Raw genomic sequence first — 17179 nt, 5'->3', positions numbered from 1 at the left:
CCCACAGGGCGGGTTCACCTATGGGGGAGGTGGTCGCGGGCTGAAGCGGCCTCCCACGGGGGGCTAGGTGAAGGCGGTTTGCTGGAAGCTTGTTCGCGCTGTTACAGCCGCATGCCACGCGGCAAGCTGGGGATGCGCTTCTTTCCAGCGTATTTCTGGCAGCCGGAAGTCGAGGTATTCCAGCGCGACGGCGATGGCGATGTCGCCCAGGTGGATCGATGCGGCGGTGGGGTTGCCGCTCAGCTCGCTATTCAGTTGCTTCAACAGCCGCTGCATGGCCCTTGCCCGGCGTTGGCCCAGCTCGCTTTGGTCGATCTCGGGGCCATAGTGCTTGCGGGCAATCACGGTGGTGAATGCGGCATCCATGAGGTTTTGGCCCAGGCCTGCCAAGTGCAGTACGTCGCTCAACGAGTTGGTGGGCAGTACGGGCGGGGTGGGCTTTACGTTGTCCAGGCTGTCCAGGTACATGGCTATCAGCATGGATTCGCTGAGCGTGGTGCCCTCCTCCGTCACCAGTGCGGGGATGCGCCCGGCGGGGTTGGCCTTTAGAAGGTCGCCGTCGTCGGCCCAGGGGTCGCACCACTTGAGCGTCACGGCGTCCATCAGGCCTTTTTCCAGTAACACGATGCGCACCAGCCGCGCATAGGGGGATGTTGCGTTCAGGTAGAGTTCCATGGTTGCCTCCCTTTGTCTGAATAGTGCTTGTTAGGTTATTGGGCAGAAGGATGTGTGCGGCGCTGCTGAACGCCTCGGCTAAGCAGTACGAGCAACAAGCCAAGGGCAAGCGCCATGCCGCTGATGGTGAAGAGCGGCGTATAGCTGCCCCACATGCCATACAGCGCCGACATGGCATAGCCTGCCCCTGCCTGGGCGGCGGCGAAAGCGGCCGTGGCTCGCCCCCAGAGCTGCTTGTGGGCGGTGGGCCCGACCAGCTCGGCCAGGCGGCCAGAGGTGAGGGCTACGATGCCGGGAATCATCGCCCCCACCATGAACGAAGAAACCGACTGGCTGAGCAGGGCAAGCGAGAACACCGGGAGCATGACGGCAGCGGCCTTGGCCGTAAAGGCGATCATCAAGCCCCCTTGCCACCCCACGCGCTGGGCCAGCGCTCCCACCATGAACGGCCCGCACAGGGCACCCAGCCCGAAGATTCCCCATTGCAGGGAAGCGGCTTGATGGCCCAGGGCATGCTCCCTGGCGAGGTAGTCCACCCAGAACACGGTGTGGGGCACGAACCCCACCGCATCCAGCGCGTAAGCGCCGATGACCAGCACCACCACCCACTTTACCCCCGCATACCCAACGGGGCTATTACCCACCGGGCTTGCTGCCTGGCTTGCCACGGGGCGTGGGGGCAAGCGCGTGACGCCGCGGTCGCACGACAGGCCAGCCGCCAAACAGAGCAGCCCCAGCGCACCCCAGGTGAGCGAGAGGCTTACCCCGAGCAGTGACGGCACCACGAGGGCGGAAAGCAGCGCCCCAAACCCGATACCGGTAAACACCAGGGCACCGACACGGGTTCGCCTTTCCGTGGGCGTGGCCGCCAGCGCCAGCGAGGGACCCACGACCATCAAGATCCCCCCGCCTACCCCCGAGACCAGCCGCCAGAAGAAGAACCAGTGAAAACCACCCGCCCCGGCGCAAAGCAGGAAGCTGAGCCCGATACCCGCAAAGCTTGCCGCCAACACCCAGCGCGGCGCAAAACGCTCGCTCAGCGAGTGGGCGGCAAGCGCGCCGATAAAATACCCCAACAGGTTGGCCGCCCCCAGGTAAGCGCCCTGGCTTGCGGTAAACCACCCTTGCTGAATGATCGCAGGCAATAGCGGCGTATAGGCGAAGCGAGCAATACCTATCCCCGCCAGGGTCGCCATGATGCCGGTCATTAACGCGGGCAGATCGTCGGTAGTGAGTGTTCGCTTCATCAAGCCAGTTCCCTTTGGAGCCACCTCAGGTAGGTCAGCAGCAGGTAGTTACCCTCTTAGGCTACGCGTGCGTAGCCATTCCTGGAAACGATTAGTTTTGATCGATACTATCTTTTTTATAGATAACCTGACTGGGAGATGGCACGTGCAACTTAAATCGCTACGGCTACTGGTGGCCGTGGCCGAAACCGGCAGCTTTGGGGCGGCGGCCAAACGGCTACACACGGTTCAATCCAATGTGACTACCCACATTAAGAAGCTTGAGGAGGAGCTTAGCGTAAAGCTGATTCACCGTGCGGGGCGAGTTCGTCCTACCAGTGCCGGGTGGGCACTGGTGGAGTACGCTGAGCGCATGATAACGGCCCACGATGAAGCCGTGTCGCTGTTTAAAGGCCAGGTGAAGGCATGTGGGCGGCTGCGCATAGGTGCCATGGAGACCACGACGGCGCTACGCCTTCCGCCGATACTGGCGGCTTATCACGCAGCGCAGCCTGACGTTGATATCCAGATCAAAACCGGGCCGACGGCTGAGCTGGTCGAGCTGTTGCTTAATGGGCAGGTGGACTGTATCTTCGTGGCCGGGAGGCTCGAGCATGGCCACTACCACTCGCTCAAAGCGTTTAGCGAGCAGCTTGTCTTAGTCGGCTCTACGCCGATGACGCAGATGCCCTCTTCACAAGCGCTGCTTACGTCTGCTTTCCTGGCGTTTCGCCAGGGGTGCAGCTACCGCCAGCGTATTGAGCTTTTGCTGGCCGCCCAGGGTGTTAATGCGGGCAGGATCTTCGAGCTCGGTTCGCTGGATGCAATGCTGGGCTGCGTTGCTGCCGGGATGGGTTACACAGTGCTCCCCCGTGGCACGGTTGAAGCCCACCAGCACCGATTCGAGATTCACACGCTGGAACTGTCCACCTCCATCGCCAATATCGATACCTATTTTGTCGCCCCCAAATCAGAAACCTGGACACCCGCCTTGGCAAGCTTTGCTGAAACGTTGCGTGACGCGGTGGTGGTGAATGAGCCTCAGTTGAATGCATCGTGAGGTGGACTGAAGAATTCAGGGGGTTACGATGGGCAGTTGGGCAAGCGCCATGGTGCTAAAGGCGGCCTGGCGGCTAGCATGGTCGCGGGCTAAAGCCACCTCCCGCAAGGCGGACTGACTCCCGGAGACAAGGTCAGTTTCAGGCTAATAGTGATAGCGGCATGAAATGACCGTGATGGCATGTTGATCGACGGCGTAAACAAGCCGATTGGTGTCATCGATGCGTCGAGACCAAAAGCCCGCCAGATTTTCTTTCAAGGGCTCTGGCTTACCGATTCCCTCAAAGGGAGAGCGCTTTACATCGTTGATCAGCTTGTTGATGCGCTTGAGGGTTTTCTTATCCTGACCTTGCCAATAGACGTAGTCGTTCCAAGTCTCATCTGTCCAGCACAATAGCCGTTGGCTACTCATCCATTAACGCTCGTGCGCTTGTCTGGCCAGCACGATATTGCGCTATTGAGCGTTGAAGATGCTCAGCATTACCAGGTGAACGAAGCAGGTGCACTGTTTCCATGAGGCTATTGTAATAATCCAGTGACATCACAACGGCATCTTCAGCATCCCTGCGCGTGATCACGGTGGTGTCTGCATCATTCACAACGCCATCCAGCACGGCTTTCAAGCCATTCCTCGCTTCTGTAAAAGACACGATTTTCATACACACCTCACTTGTACCATTCACGGTACAAGTTTAGCGACCGCACGCCAACCTGTACAGCTTAGAGCACATAATGCTTCATCAAGCCTTCTTCACAAACTGCGCGGTCACCATCATGTCGCCTGCGCCGTCTACCTTGCAGTCCAGCTGGTGGTCTTTGCCCTCTTTTAGCCGCTTGATGACGGCCTTGGTGCCGATCTTGAGCACCAGAGAGCTACCTTTCACTTTGAGGTCCTTGATCAGCGTGACCTTGTCGCCCTCGGCCAACGGCGTGCCGTGGGCATCGGCCACGTTCACGGCCTCTTCGGCGGCGGCTTCTTCAGGGTTCCATTCGTGGGCGCATTCGGGGCAGATGAACAGGCGTTGGTCCTGGTAGACGAATTCGGATTGGCAGCGGGGGCACGGTGGGCAAGACATGAGCAGTGGCTTCTTTGAGTTGGTGTCGTCCGCTTATGATACTGAGCCTGCGAACCTTTGGCGAATGCCAGGCGCCCCCAGCCTGGCAAAGCGGAGAATGGAGAACGCGGAGTAGGCATGAGCGCTCCAGGGGCGGCGGCAATTCTCGGCACGCCTGCCGGACAATATGACGTTGATGGAAAATAGCACCGTCGATATCCCCGTTGGCGTACTCAGGGCGACGCACCTAGACTGAAGCCTCGTTTCTCTTGAGATAGCCGACCTATGCGTGTTTTTGCCAACCCGGTCGGAGCCGGTTCACTCTGGTTTGATAATCTGGTCACGGCGGATGGCGTGCCGGTGGCCTACGACCCCCAGGCGCGGGCGTTTATTTCCTTGACGCCCTTCTGTGCCAACCGCGACGTCATCGGCTGCAACTGGATAGCCCCCAGGCAGGGAGAGTTCTGCCGCGCCTGTGCCATGACGGCGCTGGCTCCCGATCCTTCCATCACCGATGCGATCCCCCACTGGGCACAAACCGAGGCGGCCAAACGCTGGGTGATCGATAACCTGGGCCGCTGGCACTGGTTTCGCCCGGAAGACCCCGGCGCCACTCCGGTGTTTCATCTGCTGGCCGAAGGCGATACCCCAGTGCCCATGGGGCACGTGGGCGGCGTGGTGACGATTAGCGTGGCCGAAGCGGATGCCGTGCTGCGCACCACCCGCAAAGAGGCGCTGGATGAGCCCTACCGCACCATGATTGGCCATATGCGCCATGAAATAGCCCATATGCTGTGGTGGCGGCTTAGCCTGCGGGAAGATTTTTTAGAAGCATTCCGCGAGGCGTTTGGCGATGAGCGTGAGGATTACCCGGCAGCCTTGCAGCGCCACTACCAGAATGGCCCACCTGCGGATTGGCAAACGCGTTTTCTCTCCACCTACGCCTCTTCCCACCCCCACGAGGATTGGGCGGAAACGACTTCGCACCTGCTGCACTTGACGGATATCACCGACAGCTTTGTGTCGTCGGGCATGTCCTCGCCCGTTCTACCGGACGACCACAACTGGGATGCCTACGCCGAACTTGATTCTGAGCGGCTGATTCATATTGCGGCATCCTTGGTGGCGGGCGTAAACCATGTGAACCGTTCCATGGGGCTGTCGGATCTTTACCCGTTTGTGCTTTCCGAGGTCACGCTACGCAAACTGGTGTTCGTCCACGACTGGTTGCGCCGTGGCGCACAGGGGCTGTAGGTCAACGCTACGCTACGTGAGCCGTATGGTTTAGCGTAGCCCCAGCGCCTCGATCACCGCCTTCACCTGCTGGCGTGCCTGCCCTTGCAGGGTATTCAGTGGCTGGGGCAGACAGGGCGCGCTCACGCGGCCAGTGAGTTCGGCCATGGTCGCGGCCACCCGCAGGCTGCCGCCATGTTCATGGTAAAGCGCCCATAGCGCTGCCAGCGCGTTGGAGTGGGCCAGGGTCTGTTCGGCATCTCCCGCTTGAGCGGCGCGGGTCAGCGCCAGCGCGTGTTCCGGATACAGCCCACCGAATACCGAATACCATGCCTCGCAGCCGGCCAGCAGGCCCGTGGCGGCGGCGGGGTCGCCGCTGATGCCGATGGTCACGTCCTCGGGAATCAGCGCCCGTAGCAGCGCCACCCGGGCTTTGGCATCTTCCAAGTCAGTAGACACTGGCGGAATCTTGATGGAGCGCACCAGGGGCAACTCGGCAATGCGCCCGTGCAGCTCATCGCTAAACGTGAAGTGGGTAGTGCCGGGGTTGTCGTACACGCACAGCGGCACGCTGATGGCGCGGCTGACGGTACTGAACAGGTTGAACACATCGTCGTCGGTGAGCTTCTGGTAAGACACCGGCGCCAGCAACAGGCCGCTCGCCCCGGCCTGCTGGGCATGTTCGGCGTTGGCCAGTACATCGCGAGTGCGCAGCGCGCCAATGCCCACCACCACCGGCACCTCAGCGGCGTTTTCCACGCTCAGCTTGGCCACGCGGGCCCGCTCCTCCACGCTCAAATAAGCGTAGCTGCCGGTAGAGCCCAGCACGCCGATGGAATCCACCTGCGCGTGGGCCAGCCGGGCCACTAGCTGGATGAACTCCTGCTCGTTGATGCCCTGCTCGTTCATGGGGGTCAGCGGAAACGCACTCAGGCCGGTAAACATGGGGTGTCCTTTTTTGGGGGGCTGGTCAGGGCATTACAGGCCACCCGCCAGGTCCAGTAAAGTGCCGGTGGCAAAGGATGACTTGTCACTGGCCAGCCAGACAATGGCTTCTGCCACTTCGGAAGGCTGGCCACCCCGTTGCAGGGGGATGCGAGACTTCAACCGGTCTACGCGGGCAGGCTCGCCGCCGAGTGCGTGCATCTCGGTGTAGATGAGGCCGGGGCGCACTGCATTCACGCGGATGCCTCCGGCCGCGACTTCCAGCGCCAACCCCCGAGTCAAGGTATCCACGGCCCCTTTCGAGGCGGCGTAATCCACGTACTCGTTGGGCGAGCCGCTTTTGGCGGCCATGGAGGAAACGTTGACGATACTGCCGCCCGCGCCGCCCTGGCGGGTAGACATGCGCTGCACGGCCTCCTTGCAGCAGAGAAAGCAGCTCATGACGTTCTTTTGCAGCACGTTGCCAAAACGCTCCGGCGAGATATCCACCAGCCGCGCCTGGGTGTTGAGAATGGCGGCGTTGTTGACCAGCACCGTCAACGTGCCGAGTTCCTGATCGACCTGGCGAAACAGGTTCGCCACCTCATCGGCTTTCGACACATCCGCCTTCACGGCCAGGCAGCGCACGCCCAGGGCGAGGATGTCACTGCGCACACGCTCGGCGGCTGCGTCGTTTTCGACATAGTTGAGGCAGACATCGTAGCCATGCCGGGCGAACAGCCGGGCCGTCTCGGCACCAATGCCTCGACTCCCGCCGGTAATCACCACTACGTTGGGGTTTGCCATGCGCCCTCCTCGTTTGCCAGCGTTTTGCGAATGCCGCCCACTGTGTACCGTCTAGTGAATATACACTGACACCGCCGTTGAGCAATTATGTACAAGCCACGCTGGCGCCCGCGTCATATCCTGAAACGGGTCAGGGTAAGCTCGCCATGGGCCGAATGTGATCAAGGAGGTTGGCATGGGCAGCAGCCAGTTCGAGTTTTTCAAAAATCATCATGTGCCGTCACTGACCGTCTTGAAAGCGGCCATCGAGGATTTTAGCTATGACCGTCATGCCCACGAGGAGTACGCCTTTGGGGTGACGCTGGCGGGGCGACAGGATTTCTTCAGCGGCGGGCAGTTTCATCGTAGCCCACCGGGCAACGTGATTCTGTTCAACCCAGAAGAGGTTCATGACGGCCACGCTGGCGGTGAGCAGGCTTTGGGCTACGTGATGGTATACGTGCATCCCAACCAAGTGTTGCCGCTGTTCGAGGAGCTGCTTGGCCGCCCACAAACGTCACCGTTTCGTTCCCGGAGTACGCTCATTCACGACCCGCTGCTGCGCCAGGCGATACAGGAAGTCGCACGCCTGACCACGCATCAAGCGGGCAGCTGCATCGACCAGGAAAACGCGCTGTATCGCGTGATCGAGCGCATGGTTCAGCTTGGCGGGCACATGGTGACTGGCCAACGCACCAACCGCCCAGACACGCTGTTGGGCCACGCCAAAACGTATATTCATGAGCATCTTGAGGCAGATATCTCGCTGGACGACATCAGCCAGGCCGCGCATTTGTCGAAGTACCACTTTTTGAGGCTATTTCGCCAACAGTTCGGCATGACCCCTCATCAATACGTGATCAATTGCCGCGTGAACGCCGCCCGCTCCGCGCTCGACCAGGGCGCGCCACTCACCGAGATAGCGCTGCGTTTCGGCTTTGCGGATTTGAGCCACTTCAACCGCCGTTTCAAACGCATCTATGGCATGACCCCTTTCCAGTACCAACGCGACATCACGCGTTAAGCATCACGTCCACCTAGAGGTTTTCTCATGTTAGCAATCGTCGCCTATGCCCTGGGCGTCATGTACACGCCTGGGCCTGTGAATCTGTTGGGGTTGAATGTCGGTATCAACGGGCAGGGTAAAACCTCGCTGGGGTTTTGCCTGGGCGTGGGGCTGGCCATGCTGCTGTACTTGCTGGTGTTGGGGTGGGCGGGAGCCGCCTGGATATCTCAAGACTCCCTGGTGCTGCTCAGCGCGCTCGGCTGCGCTTATATCCTGTATCTGGCCTACAAGGTGGCCCGCGCCAATGCCACCCTGGATACCCACGCCCCGGCACCACGCATGCTCAGTTTTCGTGATGGCCTGATGATGCAGTTACTCAACCCCAAAGCCATGGTCGCGACACTGCCCATCGCGACGCTGCAGTTTCCTGCCGAGGGTATTCAGGGCATGAGCCTGTTTATCTGGGCACTGGGGCTGGCCGCACTGGCGGCAGGTGCCCCCGGCAGCTATGTGGTGATAGGCAGCCTGCTTGGCCAGCGTGTCAGGCAGCCCATGCTGATCAAAGGGTTCAACTGGGTCATGGCGGGGCTACTGGTAGCCGTAGCGGTATCGATTGGCCATGAACACGTTTGGCTCGTGGTTACTGCCCGAAGCTGATCCCCAAACGCAGGGCTTGCAGGCCGTCCAGCTGTACCGTCACCTCATCGGACCACAGCGGGTGACCTTGCACGCGCACGTTGACCGCCGCCTAGGAACCACGATACCCCACGGTGACGGCGATATTGGCGCTGTTGCTGACCGGCGCCAGCAGGCCATACTCGACGTTATCCACGCTGACCGAGGTCAGGCCACGGGCTACCAGCTGCTGCTCGACCTCCCGCTCAATCACCACGCCATAATAGAAATAGATACCCGCATAGCCCAACCCCAGCAGCACCAGCAACGAAAAGAGCTTGCCCATGGTTTTCCTCTGTTTGAATACACGTGACGTTATCCCGCCACCCTCAAACGTGGATGATGCCTGTTTTATGGAAACAGCGGCAAGTTGGGCGTAGTGGTTTCAGAATAAAAACAGAGCGGGCCATGGCCCGCTCTGTGGTGTGATGGTGCTTACCATCAGGCTGGCAAACCCGCGCGCTCCTGCTGGGGTTCTCGACACCCTCTCACACTGGCCGACAGCGCTTTCACCAGCCCGTGTACCTGGGCGATGGCTTCTTCGCCGCTGCTGGCGTGTTCGATGCAATCTACCAGAGCAGAGCCTACTACCACGGCGTCGCTGAAGCGGCCAATGGTGGCGGCCTGTTCGGCGGTGCGAATGCCGAAGCCCACGGCAATGGGTAGCTGCGTGTGTTCGCGCAGCTGGTTCACGGCGCCTTCCAGCCGCTCGGGTGTGGGGGCACTGCCGCCGGTCACGCCCGCCACGGAAACGTAGTAGATGAACCCGGAAGCGTTGGCCAGCACCTTGGGTAGCCGCTTGGCATCGGTGGTGGGCGTGGCCAGACGAATGAAATCGATGCCGTGCTGGGCGGCGGGCTGGCACAGCTCTTCGTCGTGCTCGGGGGGCAGGTCCACCACGATCAGTCCGTCTACCCCTGCCTGGGCTGCGTCACTGAGAAAACGCTCGACGCCGTAGCAGTAAATCGGGTTGTAGTAGCCCATCAGCACGATGGGCGTGGTGCTGTTCTGCTCCCGGAACTGGCGCACCATTGCCAGCGTTTTGGCCTGGGTCTGGCCTTTTTCCAGGGCGCGCAGGGCAGCCTTTTGAATGGCGGGGCCATCGGCCATGGGGTCACTGAACGGCATGCCGAGTTCGATGATATCCACACCGGCATCCGGCAGCCCGTGCAGCAGGCGGCGGGAGGTCTCGGGGTCCGGGTCGCCCGCAGTGAGGTAGCTGACCAGCGCTGGGCGGTTTTGCTGTTTGAGCGCGGCAAAGCAGCTGTCGAGCCGAGAAGTACGTTGCAAGGTAGGTTGCATGGGAGTCTCCTGTATCGCGCTCATGAGTGTTTCATGCCGAAGCGGTCGCCCAGATGCTGGGCCACGCTGTTCATGTCCTTGTCACCACGTCCGCTGAGGTTGACCACCATCAGGTGCTCGCGGGGCAGTGTCGGCGCACGTTTGGCGACTTCTGCCAGGGCGTGGGCGGTTTCCAGGGCGGGGATGATGCCCTCCTGGCGGCAGCAGATCTGGAACGCTTCCAGCGCTTCGTCATCGGTGGCAGAGACGTACTCGACCCGCCCCTGCTCGTGCAGCCAGGCGTGTTCGGGGCCAATGCCGGGGTAATCGAGCCCTGCGGAAATAGAGTGGGCGTCGCTAATCTGGCCATCTTCGTTTTGCAGCAGGTAGGTACGGTTGCCGTGCAATACGCCGGGGGTGCCGCCGTTGAGGCTGGCGGCGTGCAGGCCACTCTTGACGCCTTTACCGCCCGCTTCCACACCGACCATGTGCACGCTGTCATCGTTGATGAACGGGTAGAACAGGCCCATGGCGTTGGAGCCGCCGCCGACACAGGCAATCAGTGAATCCGGCAGGCGGCCCTGCTTTTCGAGCATCTGGGCGCGGGTTTCATGGCCAATCACCGCCTGAAAATCGCGCACCATGGCCGGGTACGGGTGCGGGCCTGCCACGGTGCCGATGATGTAGAAAGTGTCGTCTACGTTGGTGACCCAGTCGCGTAGCGCTTCGTTCATGGCATCCTTGAGCGTGCCGGTACCGGAAGTGACCGGCACGATCTCCGCGCCCAGCAGCTTCATGCGGAACACGTTGGGCTGCTGGCGCTCGATGTCGGTGGCGCCCATGTAGATCACGCAGGGCAACCCAAAGCGGGCCGCTACGGTGGCGGTGGCCACGCCGTGCATGCCTGCGCCGGTTTCCGCGATGATGCGCTTCTTGCCCATCTGCTTGGCCAGCAGTACCTGGCCAATGCAGTTGTTGATCTTGTGCGCGCCAGTGTGGTTCAGCTCTTCACGCTTGAGGTAAATGCTGGCACCGCCGAAGTGCTCGGTGAGGCGCTCGGCAAAGTAGAGCGGATTGGGGCGCCCCACGTAGTCGCCTTGGAAATAGGCGAGCTGGCGCTGGAATTCGGGGTCGTTCCTGGCCGTGGTGTACTCATCCTGAAGCTCGAGAATCAGCGGCATCAGGGTTTCGGCCACAAAGCGGCCACCAAAGCTGCCAAACATGCCGTTGGCATCGGGTAGGCTTAACGGTTGGTTCATCTCGACCTCTGCGATTTGGGGCGTTTTTGCAATGTGTCGACGTTAGCGCAGGCAGGTCGGAAGAAAAATCGATAAGATGTCAAGCACCTGTGAGTTTTTCGCAACTGTTCCAGGAGACCCCATGCAACACAGCCTGCCCCCGCTGAGCGCTTTGCGCGCCTTTGAAGCCACTGCTCGGCTGGGCAGTGTCACTGCGGCCGCTGACGAGCTGAGCGTGACCCACGGCGCGGTAAGCCGACAGCTCAAGAGTCTGGATGAGCATTTTGGCGTGGCGCTGTTCACGAAAGCCGGACGCGGGCTGGTGCTGACCCACCACGGTGAGCAGTTGCAAAGCGGGGTTGGAGAGGCCTTCGCCAAACTCAGGGATAGTTGCACTTTGCTCAAGCATGAGGTGGAAGAGGCGCCCTTTACGCTGGCCTGCCCCGGCAGCCTGCTGGCCCGCTGGCTGATCCCCCGCCTGGACCGCTTGAACCAGACGCTGCCCGAACTGAAGCTGCAAGTGGTGGTGAGCGATGCAGAACAGCCGGGCCAACCCGAGACCAGCGCCACGCTGGCCTTCTTCGAACCACCCTGGCCCGAGGAAGGAGAGCGCATTCCTCTGATAGCTGAGGAAATTTGCGCCGTGGCCAGCCCCCGGCTGGCCACGGCATGCCACGTGGAAGCCCCCTCATCGCTGTTTGGCAGCAAGCTGCTCTATACCGCATCACGCCCCCAGGCGTGGCCGCAGTGGGCTGCCGCCCAAGGTCTGGAACCCGCCGCATTGAAAGCAGCCCTGCAGCAGGGCCAGGGGTTTGCACACCTTTACTACCTGATGGAAGCCGCCGTGGCAGGGCTCGGGGTCGCCATTGCCCCCAGGCTACTGGTGGAAGACGACCTGAGAAGCGGTCGGCTGGTCGCCCCCTGGGGCTATATCGAAACCTCGGCCAGGCTCTGCCTGTGGCTACCCAAACACACCAACGCCCGCCGCAGCGAAGCCCTGGCGAGCTGGTTGCGCAGGGAGTTGGGAGCTTAAAGCCCAACCCGGTGTGGATACACCACGAAGGCGAGCTTGTTGCCGTCGGGGTCGCGGACGTAAGCCGCGTAGAAGCCGTCGCCATACTGAGGGCGAAAACCTGGTTCGCCTTCGTCGCTGCCGCCGCTCTGCAAGGCCAGCTGATGCAGCGTATCCACTTCCTTGATGTCGCTGAACTGGAAGGCGGTCATGGTGCCATTGCCTACCGTGGCAGGATGACCATCAAACGGCAGGCCCACGAAAAACTGGGGCACTTCGACATCATCCGGGTCGCCGAAGGAAACACAGCTGTCATCCTGCCAGCAGATATCCAGCCCCATGGCATTGAACAGCGGCGTGTAGAACTGCAGGGCACGCTCCAGATCCTGGGTTCCCACCATTGTGTAAGCCAGCATGCGCTATCTCCTCATCGCGCGGCGCAGCGCCGCGGAGTTGCCTTTCTCGTGCTTATTGTCTCGTACTTATTATCTCGTACTTATTGTGGCTCGATTGGCGTCACTCTGACCAGTTTGCCCTTGGGGCTGTCGGTCAGCAGGTAGACCGCGCCCTCGGGGCCTACTCGCACGTCACGAATGCGCGCGTCCAGCTCACCAAACAGCCCCTCTACGTCTTCGGCGCTGCCGTCTTCCTGCCAGCGTACCCGACGCACTTCACGATTGACCAATGCCCCCACCAGCAGGTCGCCCTGCCACTCGGGGAACAGCTCGCCCCGATAGACGGCCATCCCCGAAGGGGCAATAGAAGGCGTCCACTCCAGCGCCGGGGGCTGCATGCCGGGGTATTCGGTAAACGGCGAGACCCTGGCCCAAGTGTAATCCAGCCCGCCGGTGGCAATCGGCCAGCCGTAGTTGTTGCCGGGTTGGATGAGGTTGAGCTCATCTCCGCCTCGCGGGCCATGCTCGTGGGCAATCAGCTGCTGGCGCTGAGCGTCGTAGACCAGCCCCTGCACGTTGCGATGGCCAATGCTGTAGAGCTCGGGCAGTGCATCGGCCCGGGCCAGGAAGGGGTTGTCGTCGGGCACGCTGCCATCGGCATTCAGGCGCACGATGCTGCCGATATGGCTGCTCACCCGTTGGGCATCTTCACGGTTATCGAAACCATCGCCCAGAGTGAGGATCAGCGTGTCATCCGGCAGCCATGCCAGGCGGCCCCCATAGTGGGCATCGCCACGCTTGGCGGGGTGAACCCGAAAAATCTCTTCCACCTGCTCCAAACGCCCATCGCCCAGGGTGGCTCGAGCCAGGCAGGTATGGTTGGCACTGGCTGTACCGCAGGCGTAGCTGAGGTAGAGCTGTTGATTGGTCTCGAATTGGGGGGACAGCAGCACATCGAACAGCCCCGACTGCCCAGAGGCAAACACCTCCGGCACGCCCTCCAAGTCGGCCAGCGTCTGGCCGCTGTCATCCAGCAGCAATAGGCGTCCCGGGCGCTCGGTCACTAAAAATCGGCCATCGGGCAAGAATGCCAGCGACCAAGGGTGCTCCAGCGCATCGGCCAGGGTGTCGATCTGATAAGCCGTTTGGGCTTCGGCAGCGGGCTGAATCACAGGCAGCATAAAAGTAGACAGCACGATGGCCAAAGGTGCGTTGCTACGCCGTCTGTTCGACGCGGAGCATGTCAACACGGCCAGCAGCCAGCCTGCCACGGCGGCCGTTGCCAGCATGGCGGCCAGCCCACCGGCAGTGCGGGTGGCTGCCACCAGCGTGGGCATGGGCGCAAACATATTGGTCAGCAGGAAAGTCAGCCATAGCCCGGCCACGGCCGCCAGCGCAAAGGCCGGGCGTCGAAGGCTGGCAGGCCACCGCCGAGCCAGCCAGCCCGCCACGGCCTGGGAGATGAGAAAACCCACCAGAAAGAGCCCTGCGTATACGGGCGCAAAGTGAATCAAGTCCTGAGCCGTGGTCGATAGCCGCGTACCCAGCGGAATGGCCACGCCCAGCGCCTGCAGCTCACCCAGGTTCAGTTGGGTTTGTACGACACTGCCCAGCGCCACGCCCACGATCGTCGCCAGCAACACGCGTAGCGCCAGCGCTCCCCTGCCCTTTTTGCCCCAGCCCTGCTTAGACCCCATGATGCCCTCTTCACGTTTTGAACGGCTTTTCAAATCAGCATACATCAGTTGCCGTAGGCTTCGCTGAGTGTGTTGCATCACCGGGCGTTACGATAGGCAAGCCTCTGCTCAGCGAGTGCGTGCGTTTTCGATAGAGAGACGTTATGGTTTTGATAAATGTTGCCTATAGATGGAGTTACCATGTCGCGCTATTTGGGTACGGCTACCGCACTGACGGCACTCATGGCCGTTGCTTCTGTGGGAATCGCCAGCGAGTCTCCACTCGCTCAGCAGTTGAACGCGCTGGAAAACTTTCAGGTCATCGCACATCGCGGGGCCAGTGGCCATGCCCCCGAAAGCACGCTGCCCGCCTACGAGCTGGCCCACGAGTGGGGGGTGGACTATCTGGAGCTGGACGCTCAGATCACCGCCGATGGCGAAGTGGTCATTTTTCATGACAACACGCTGGAACGTACCAGTAACGGTGAAGGGCATATCCATGAGCACACGCTGGCCGAACTGAAGGCGCTGGATACCGGCAGCTGGTTCAACGAAGCAAACCCCGAGCAAGCGTCGGAAGACTTTGTCGGTTTACCCATGCTGACGCTGGAGGAACTGTTCGATCACTTCGGGCATACCACCCGCTATTACATCGAAACCAAGTCACCCCACTTGAACCCGGGCCTGGAAGCCGCACTGGTGGAGCGCCTGGAAGCCTACGATATGGTCGAGGAAGGGCGTGTTCTGGTGCAGTCGTTTGCTCAGGAAAGCCTGCTGAAAATACAGGCGCTCAACCCTGAGATCCCGCTGGTGCAACTGTTGTGGTACTCCCCCAGCGAGGGCGAAGGCACTCCCCTGGTCGAGTGGAACGACACCACACCAGCCCCCGCCCAGATGCGTGCCAGCGACTTTCAGCGCATCGCCGAATACGCGGTCGGTATCGGCACCAACGCACGCCATGATGGGCAGGATGTCATCGATGCTGACTTTATCGAGCTGGCCCAGCAGAACGGCCTGCCGGTGCACGTTTACACCGTTAACGAGCCTTCGGAGATGGAGCGCCTGATGGGGCTGGGCGTCGATGGGCTGTTTTCGGATTACCCGGATCGTGTACAGGCACTCATCGTTGAATAGGCATGCTTTTCCAGCGTTCATCACGATTACCCGGCCACACTTTAGCGTGCTATCTTGCTGATATAAAAAAGCGTTGTCAGGTCATCGTTTTTACATGGTAGGGAGGGGTCCCTCATTCTTACACACATGGCGCCTACTCCTGGTGCATTGGCTTAGCGTGAGGCCGCGTAACCACTGGCGCACCTATGGGCTGCTGGCGCTATGCTGGCTGCTGCTCATGCCTGCCACGGCCAGGGCCGAGCCCGCAGAGTCGCTCGCGGTCATCGTACTGGTGGCCCATCCCGACATCGAGCACTCGGCCCTGCCCCGCGACGCTCTGCGTGCCATGTTTGCCATGCGCCAACGCACCTGGCCCAACGGCCAGGCCATGCAGGTCTTTGTGTTACCCAATCGCGATACTGTCCATGCGCGCTTTGCCAAGGAGATGCTGGCCGTCTACCCGCATCAATTGCAGCTGGCCTGGGACAGGATGGTGTTTTCTGGCATGGGGCAAGCTCCCCACCGTGTACGCGACCAGGTGGATATGCGCGAGCAAGTTGCCCGCACTCCCGGCGCGCTGGGCTACCTTGAACGGGAGTACCTGGATGAAAGCGTCCGTGTCATCTCCATGGAGTAAGCGCCTGGCGCAACGCTGCGCCCTGGCGGGCTTGCTGACCTGGCTGCCCGTGGCAGGCATGGCCCATGACCACCCCGCCGATACCCTTCAGGTGCACGGGTTTCTCAGCCAGGCACTGGTCATTACCGACCATAACGACTTCTTTGGCAACAGTAGCGACAAGGGCAGCCTGGAGTATACCGAGCTGGGGTTGAACGCCTCGTTTCGCCCGCACCGCCGGGTACTGGTGGCAGGCCAACTGCTCAGCCGCCGCGCAGGAGGCGATACCAGCGATGCGGCCCCCACTCTCGACTATGGCGTGGTGGACTACCAGATGCTGGCCAGCCCCGCGCGCACGCTGGGGGTGCAAGTAGGCCGTTTCAAGAACCCGTTTGGACTCTACAACCAGACGCGCGATGTCGCCTTTACGCGCCCGAGCATTCTGCTGCCTCAATCCATCTACTTCGATCGCACCCGCGCGCTGGGGCTGGCGGCGGACGGCATTAGCCTGTATGCCGAGGAGCATACCGCGGCGGGTACATGGCGCTTGAGAGGCGGTTTGGGTCGCCCACAAACGGGGTCAGCATTGTCCGACCAGCTGTTTGGCGGTACTGCTCAGCGGGTCTCAGCATCAGCGCCCTCGGCCATTGCGCAACTGCTGTTCGAAGATCACAGCGGCCAGTGGGTAGCGGCGCTGAGCGCGGCCTCGGTCAATCTGGAAGCGACGCTGATGGGCCAGGAAGCCGACTTCGAGTTTCAGCCCTGGATAGCCTCTGTGCAGTACAACCAGGAGCACTGGAGCCTGACCGCCGAATACGCACTGCGCCAGCAGTCCCTAAGCGGTGATCACCTGCCACGCACCTTCGATATCACGGGTGAAAGCTGGTACGTACAGTATCAGCGGCGCTTCTCTCCCGACTGGAGCGGCCTGATTCGCTTCGACCGGCTGGTCAATAATACCGACGACCGTTCGGGGCATGCCTATGAACGGGCCAGGTTTGGGCCTGCGCACTCGCAGTTTGCCGATGACATGACCCTCGGCGTGCAGTGGACGCCTACTTCCCAGCTCATGCTGTCCGGGGAGTACCACTACGTCGATGGCACCGGCTGGCTACCTCGGCAGGATAATCCCGACACCAGCCTGACCCGCAGACATTGGAACATGCTGCTGTTTCAACTTTCCCTGCGCTTCTAAACCCTGCCACCGGG

20 protein-coding genes are annotated in these 17179 nt (G+C 61.3%); 8 read left to right on the top strand and 12 right to left on the bottom strand.

Going from position 1 to position 17179, the window contains the following annotated elements:
* Window positions 1–63 precede the first annotated feature (63 nt).
* Window positions 64–675, bottom strand: coding sequence for a glutathione S-transferase family protein (locus KVY02_RS05050; protein WP_081135264.1), 612 nt, complete (start codon window positions 673–675; stop codon window positions 64–66).
* Between the two features lie 35 nt (window positions 676–710).
* Window positions 711–1922, bottom strand: coding sequence for a YbfB/YjiJ family MFS transporter (locus tag KVY02_RS05045; protein WP_218314606.1), 1212 nt, complete (start codon window positions 1920–1922; stop codon window positions 711–713).
* 145 nt (window positions 1923–2067) lie between these two features.
* Here KVY02_RS05045 and KVY02_RS05040 point away from each other — a divergent pair, with 145 nt between their 5' ends.
* Window positions 2068–2961 (top strand): LysR family transcriptional regulator, encoded by an 894-nt coding sequence (locus tag KVY02_RS05040; RefSeq protein WP_062372658.1) that lies wholly within the window; start codon window positions 2068–2070, stop codon window positions 2959–2961.
* A 144-nt stretch (window positions 2962–3105) separates the two neighbouring features.
* On the opposite strand, the gene KVY02_RS05035 is transcribed toward KVY02_RS05040, so the two are convergent.
* From KVY02_RS05035 to KVY02_RS05025, 3 genes are all read right to left on the bottom strand, one after another.
* Window positions 3106–3372 (bottom strand): Txe/YoeB family addiction module toxin, encoded by a 267-nt coding sequence (locus KVY02_RS05035; RefSeq protein WP_218314605.1) that lies wholly within the window; start codon window positions 3370–3372, stop codon window positions 3106–3108.
* Complete coding sequence (locus KVY02_RS05030; protein WP_100732319.1) at window positions 3365–3619, bottom strand: type II toxin-antitoxin system Phd/YefM family antitoxin; 255 nt, start codon at window positions 3617–3619, stop codon at window positions 3365–3367. Before KVY02_RS05030 ends, KVY02_RS05035 begins: the two co-directional genes overlap by 8 nt.
* 81 nt (window positions 3620–3700) lie before the next feature.
* Window positions 3701–4036, bottom strand: coding sequence for a zinc ribbon domain-containing protein YjdM (locus KVY02_RS05025; RefSeq protein WP_039175928.1), 336 nt, complete (start codon window positions 4034–4036; stop codon window positions 3701–3703).
* Window positions 4037–4300: 264 nt separating this feature from the next.
* Between KVY02_RS05025 and KVY02_RS05020 the strand changes: the two genes are divergently transcribed.
* On the top strand, window positions 4301–5269 hold the full coding sequence (locus KVY02_RS05020; protein ID WP_218314603.1) for a zinc-binding metallopeptidase family protein: 969 nt from the start codon (window positions 4301–4303) through the stop codon (window positions 5267–5269).
* 30 nt (window positions 5270–5299) lie between these two features.
* On the opposite strand, the gene KVY02_RS05015 is transcribed toward KVY02_RS05020, so the two are convergent.
* The gene (locus tag KVY02_RS05015; protein ID WP_218314601.1) at window positions 5300–6193 is read right to left on the bottom strand and encodes a dihydrodipicolinate synthase family protein; all 894 of its coding nucleotides are present in this window, start codon (window positions 6191–6193) and stop codon (window positions 5300–5302) included.
* 33 nt (window positions 6194–6226) lie between these two features.
* The gene (locus KVY02_RS05010) at window positions 6227–6979 is read right to left on the bottom strand and encodes an SDR family oxidoreductase (protein ID WP_218314600.1); all 753 of its coding nucleotides are present in this window, start codon (window positions 6977–6979) and stop codon (window positions 6227–6229) included.
* A gap of 175 nt (window positions 6980–7154) precedes the next feature.
* Here KVY02_RS05010 and KVY02_RS05005 point away from each other — a divergent pair, with 175 nt between their 5' ends.
* Window positions 7155–7982, top strand: coding sequence for an AraC family transcriptional regulator (locus KVY02_RS05005; protein WP_016916494.1), 828 nt, complete (start codon window positions 7155–7157; stop codon window positions 7980–7982).
* Window positions 7983–8009: 27 nt separating this feature from the next.
* On the top strand, window positions 8010–8621 hold the full coding sequence (locus tag KVY02_RS05000; protein WP_039175903.1) for a LysE family translocator: 612 nt from the start codon (window positions 8010–8012) through the stop codon (window positions 8619–8621).
* 91 nt (window positions 8622–8712) lie between these two features.
* Here KVY02_RS05000 and KVY02_RS04995 read toward each other — a convergent pair whose 3' ends face one another.
* The 3 genes from KVY02_RS04995 to trpB form a co-directional block, all read right to left on the bottom strand.
* Complete coding sequence (locus tag KVY02_RS04995) at window positions 8713–8925, bottom strand: hypothetical protein (RefSeq protein ID WP_256357570.1); 213 nt, start codon at window positions 8923–8925, stop codon at window positions 8713–8715.
* 155 nt (window positions 8926–9080) lie between these two features.
* Window positions 9081–9941, bottom strand: coding sequence for a tryptophan synthase subunit alpha (gene trpA, locus KVY02_RS04990; RefSeq protein WP_256357569.1), 861 nt, complete (start codon window positions 9939–9941; stop codon window positions 9081–9083).
* Between the two features lie 20 nt (window positions 9942–9961).
* Complete coding sequence (trpB, locus tag KVY02_RS04985) at window positions 9962–11179, bottom strand: tryptophan synthase subunit beta (RefSeq protein WP_218314598.1); 1218 nt, start codon at window positions 11177–11179, stop codon at window positions 9962–9964.
* A 121-nt stretch (window positions 11180–11300) separates the two neighbouring features.
* On the opposite strand from trpB, the gene KVY02_RS04980 reads away from it, so the two are divergent.
* The gene (locus KVY02_RS04980; RefSeq protein WP_218314596.1) at window positions 11301–12191 is read left to right on the top strand and encodes a LysR family transcriptional regulator; all 891 of its coding nucleotides are present in this window, start codon (window positions 11301–11303) and stop codon (window positions 12189–12191) included.
* On the opposite strand, the gene KVY02_RS04975 is transcribed toward KVY02_RS04980, so the two are convergent.
* Together KVY02_RS04975 and KVY02_RS04970 are read right to left on the bottom strand one after the other, a co-directional pair.
* Window positions 12188–12586 (bottom strand): VOC family protein, encoded by a 399-nt coding sequence (locus KVY02_RS04975; RefSeq protein ID WP_016916486.1) that lies wholly within the window; start codon window positions 12584–12586, stop codon window positions 12188–12190. The two genes, KVY02_RS04980 and KVY02_RS04975, sit on opposite strands and share 4 nt — an antisense overlap.
* Before the next feature lie 80 nt (window positions 12587–12666).
* Complete coding sequence (locus KVY02_RS04970; RefSeq protein WP_218314595.1) at window positions 12667–14262, bottom strand: PQQ-dependent sugar dehydrogenase; 1596 nt, start codon at window positions 14260–14262, stop codon at window positions 12667–12669.
* 180 nt (window positions 14263–14442) lie between these two features.
* On the opposite strand from KVY02_RS04970, the gene KVY02_RS04965 reads away from it, so the two are divergent.
* The 3 genes from KVY02_RS04965 to KVY02_RS04955 all read left to right on the top strand — a co-directional run bounded on the left by KVY02_RS04965 (window position 14443) and on the right by KVY02_RS04955 (window position 17165).
* Window positions 14443–15375: a glycerophosphodiester phosphodiesterase gene (locus tag KVY02_RS04965; protein ID WP_218314593.1), complete on the top strand. Its 933-nt coding sequence runs from the start codon at window positions 14443–14445 to the stop codon at window positions 15373–15375.
* A gap of 142 nt (window positions 15376–15517) precedes the next feature.
* A complete protein-coding gene (locus KVY02_RS04960) occupies window positions 15518–15991 on the top strand; it encodes a hypothetical protein (RefSeq protein ID WP_371317403.1) in 474 nt (157 codons plus the stop codon).
* A complete protein-coding gene (locus KVY02_RS04955) occupies window positions 15960–17165 on the top strand; it encodes a hypothetical protein (RefSeq protein WP_256357568.1) in 1206 nt (401 codons plus the stop codon). The genes KVY02_RS04960 and KVY02_RS04955 overlap by 32 nt, the downstream gene beginning before the upstream one ends.
* The last annotated feature ends 14 nt before the right edge of the window (window positions 17166–17179 follow it).

It is taken from the genome of Halomonas sp. 18071143 (genome assembly GCF_019211725.1).
GTDB classification, from domain to species: domain Bacteria; phylum Pseudomonadota; class Gammaproteobacteria; order Pseudomonadales; family Halomonadaceae; genus Vreelandella; species Vreelandella stevensii.
This window is presented reverse-complemented; position numbering and strand designations above follow the sequence as displayed.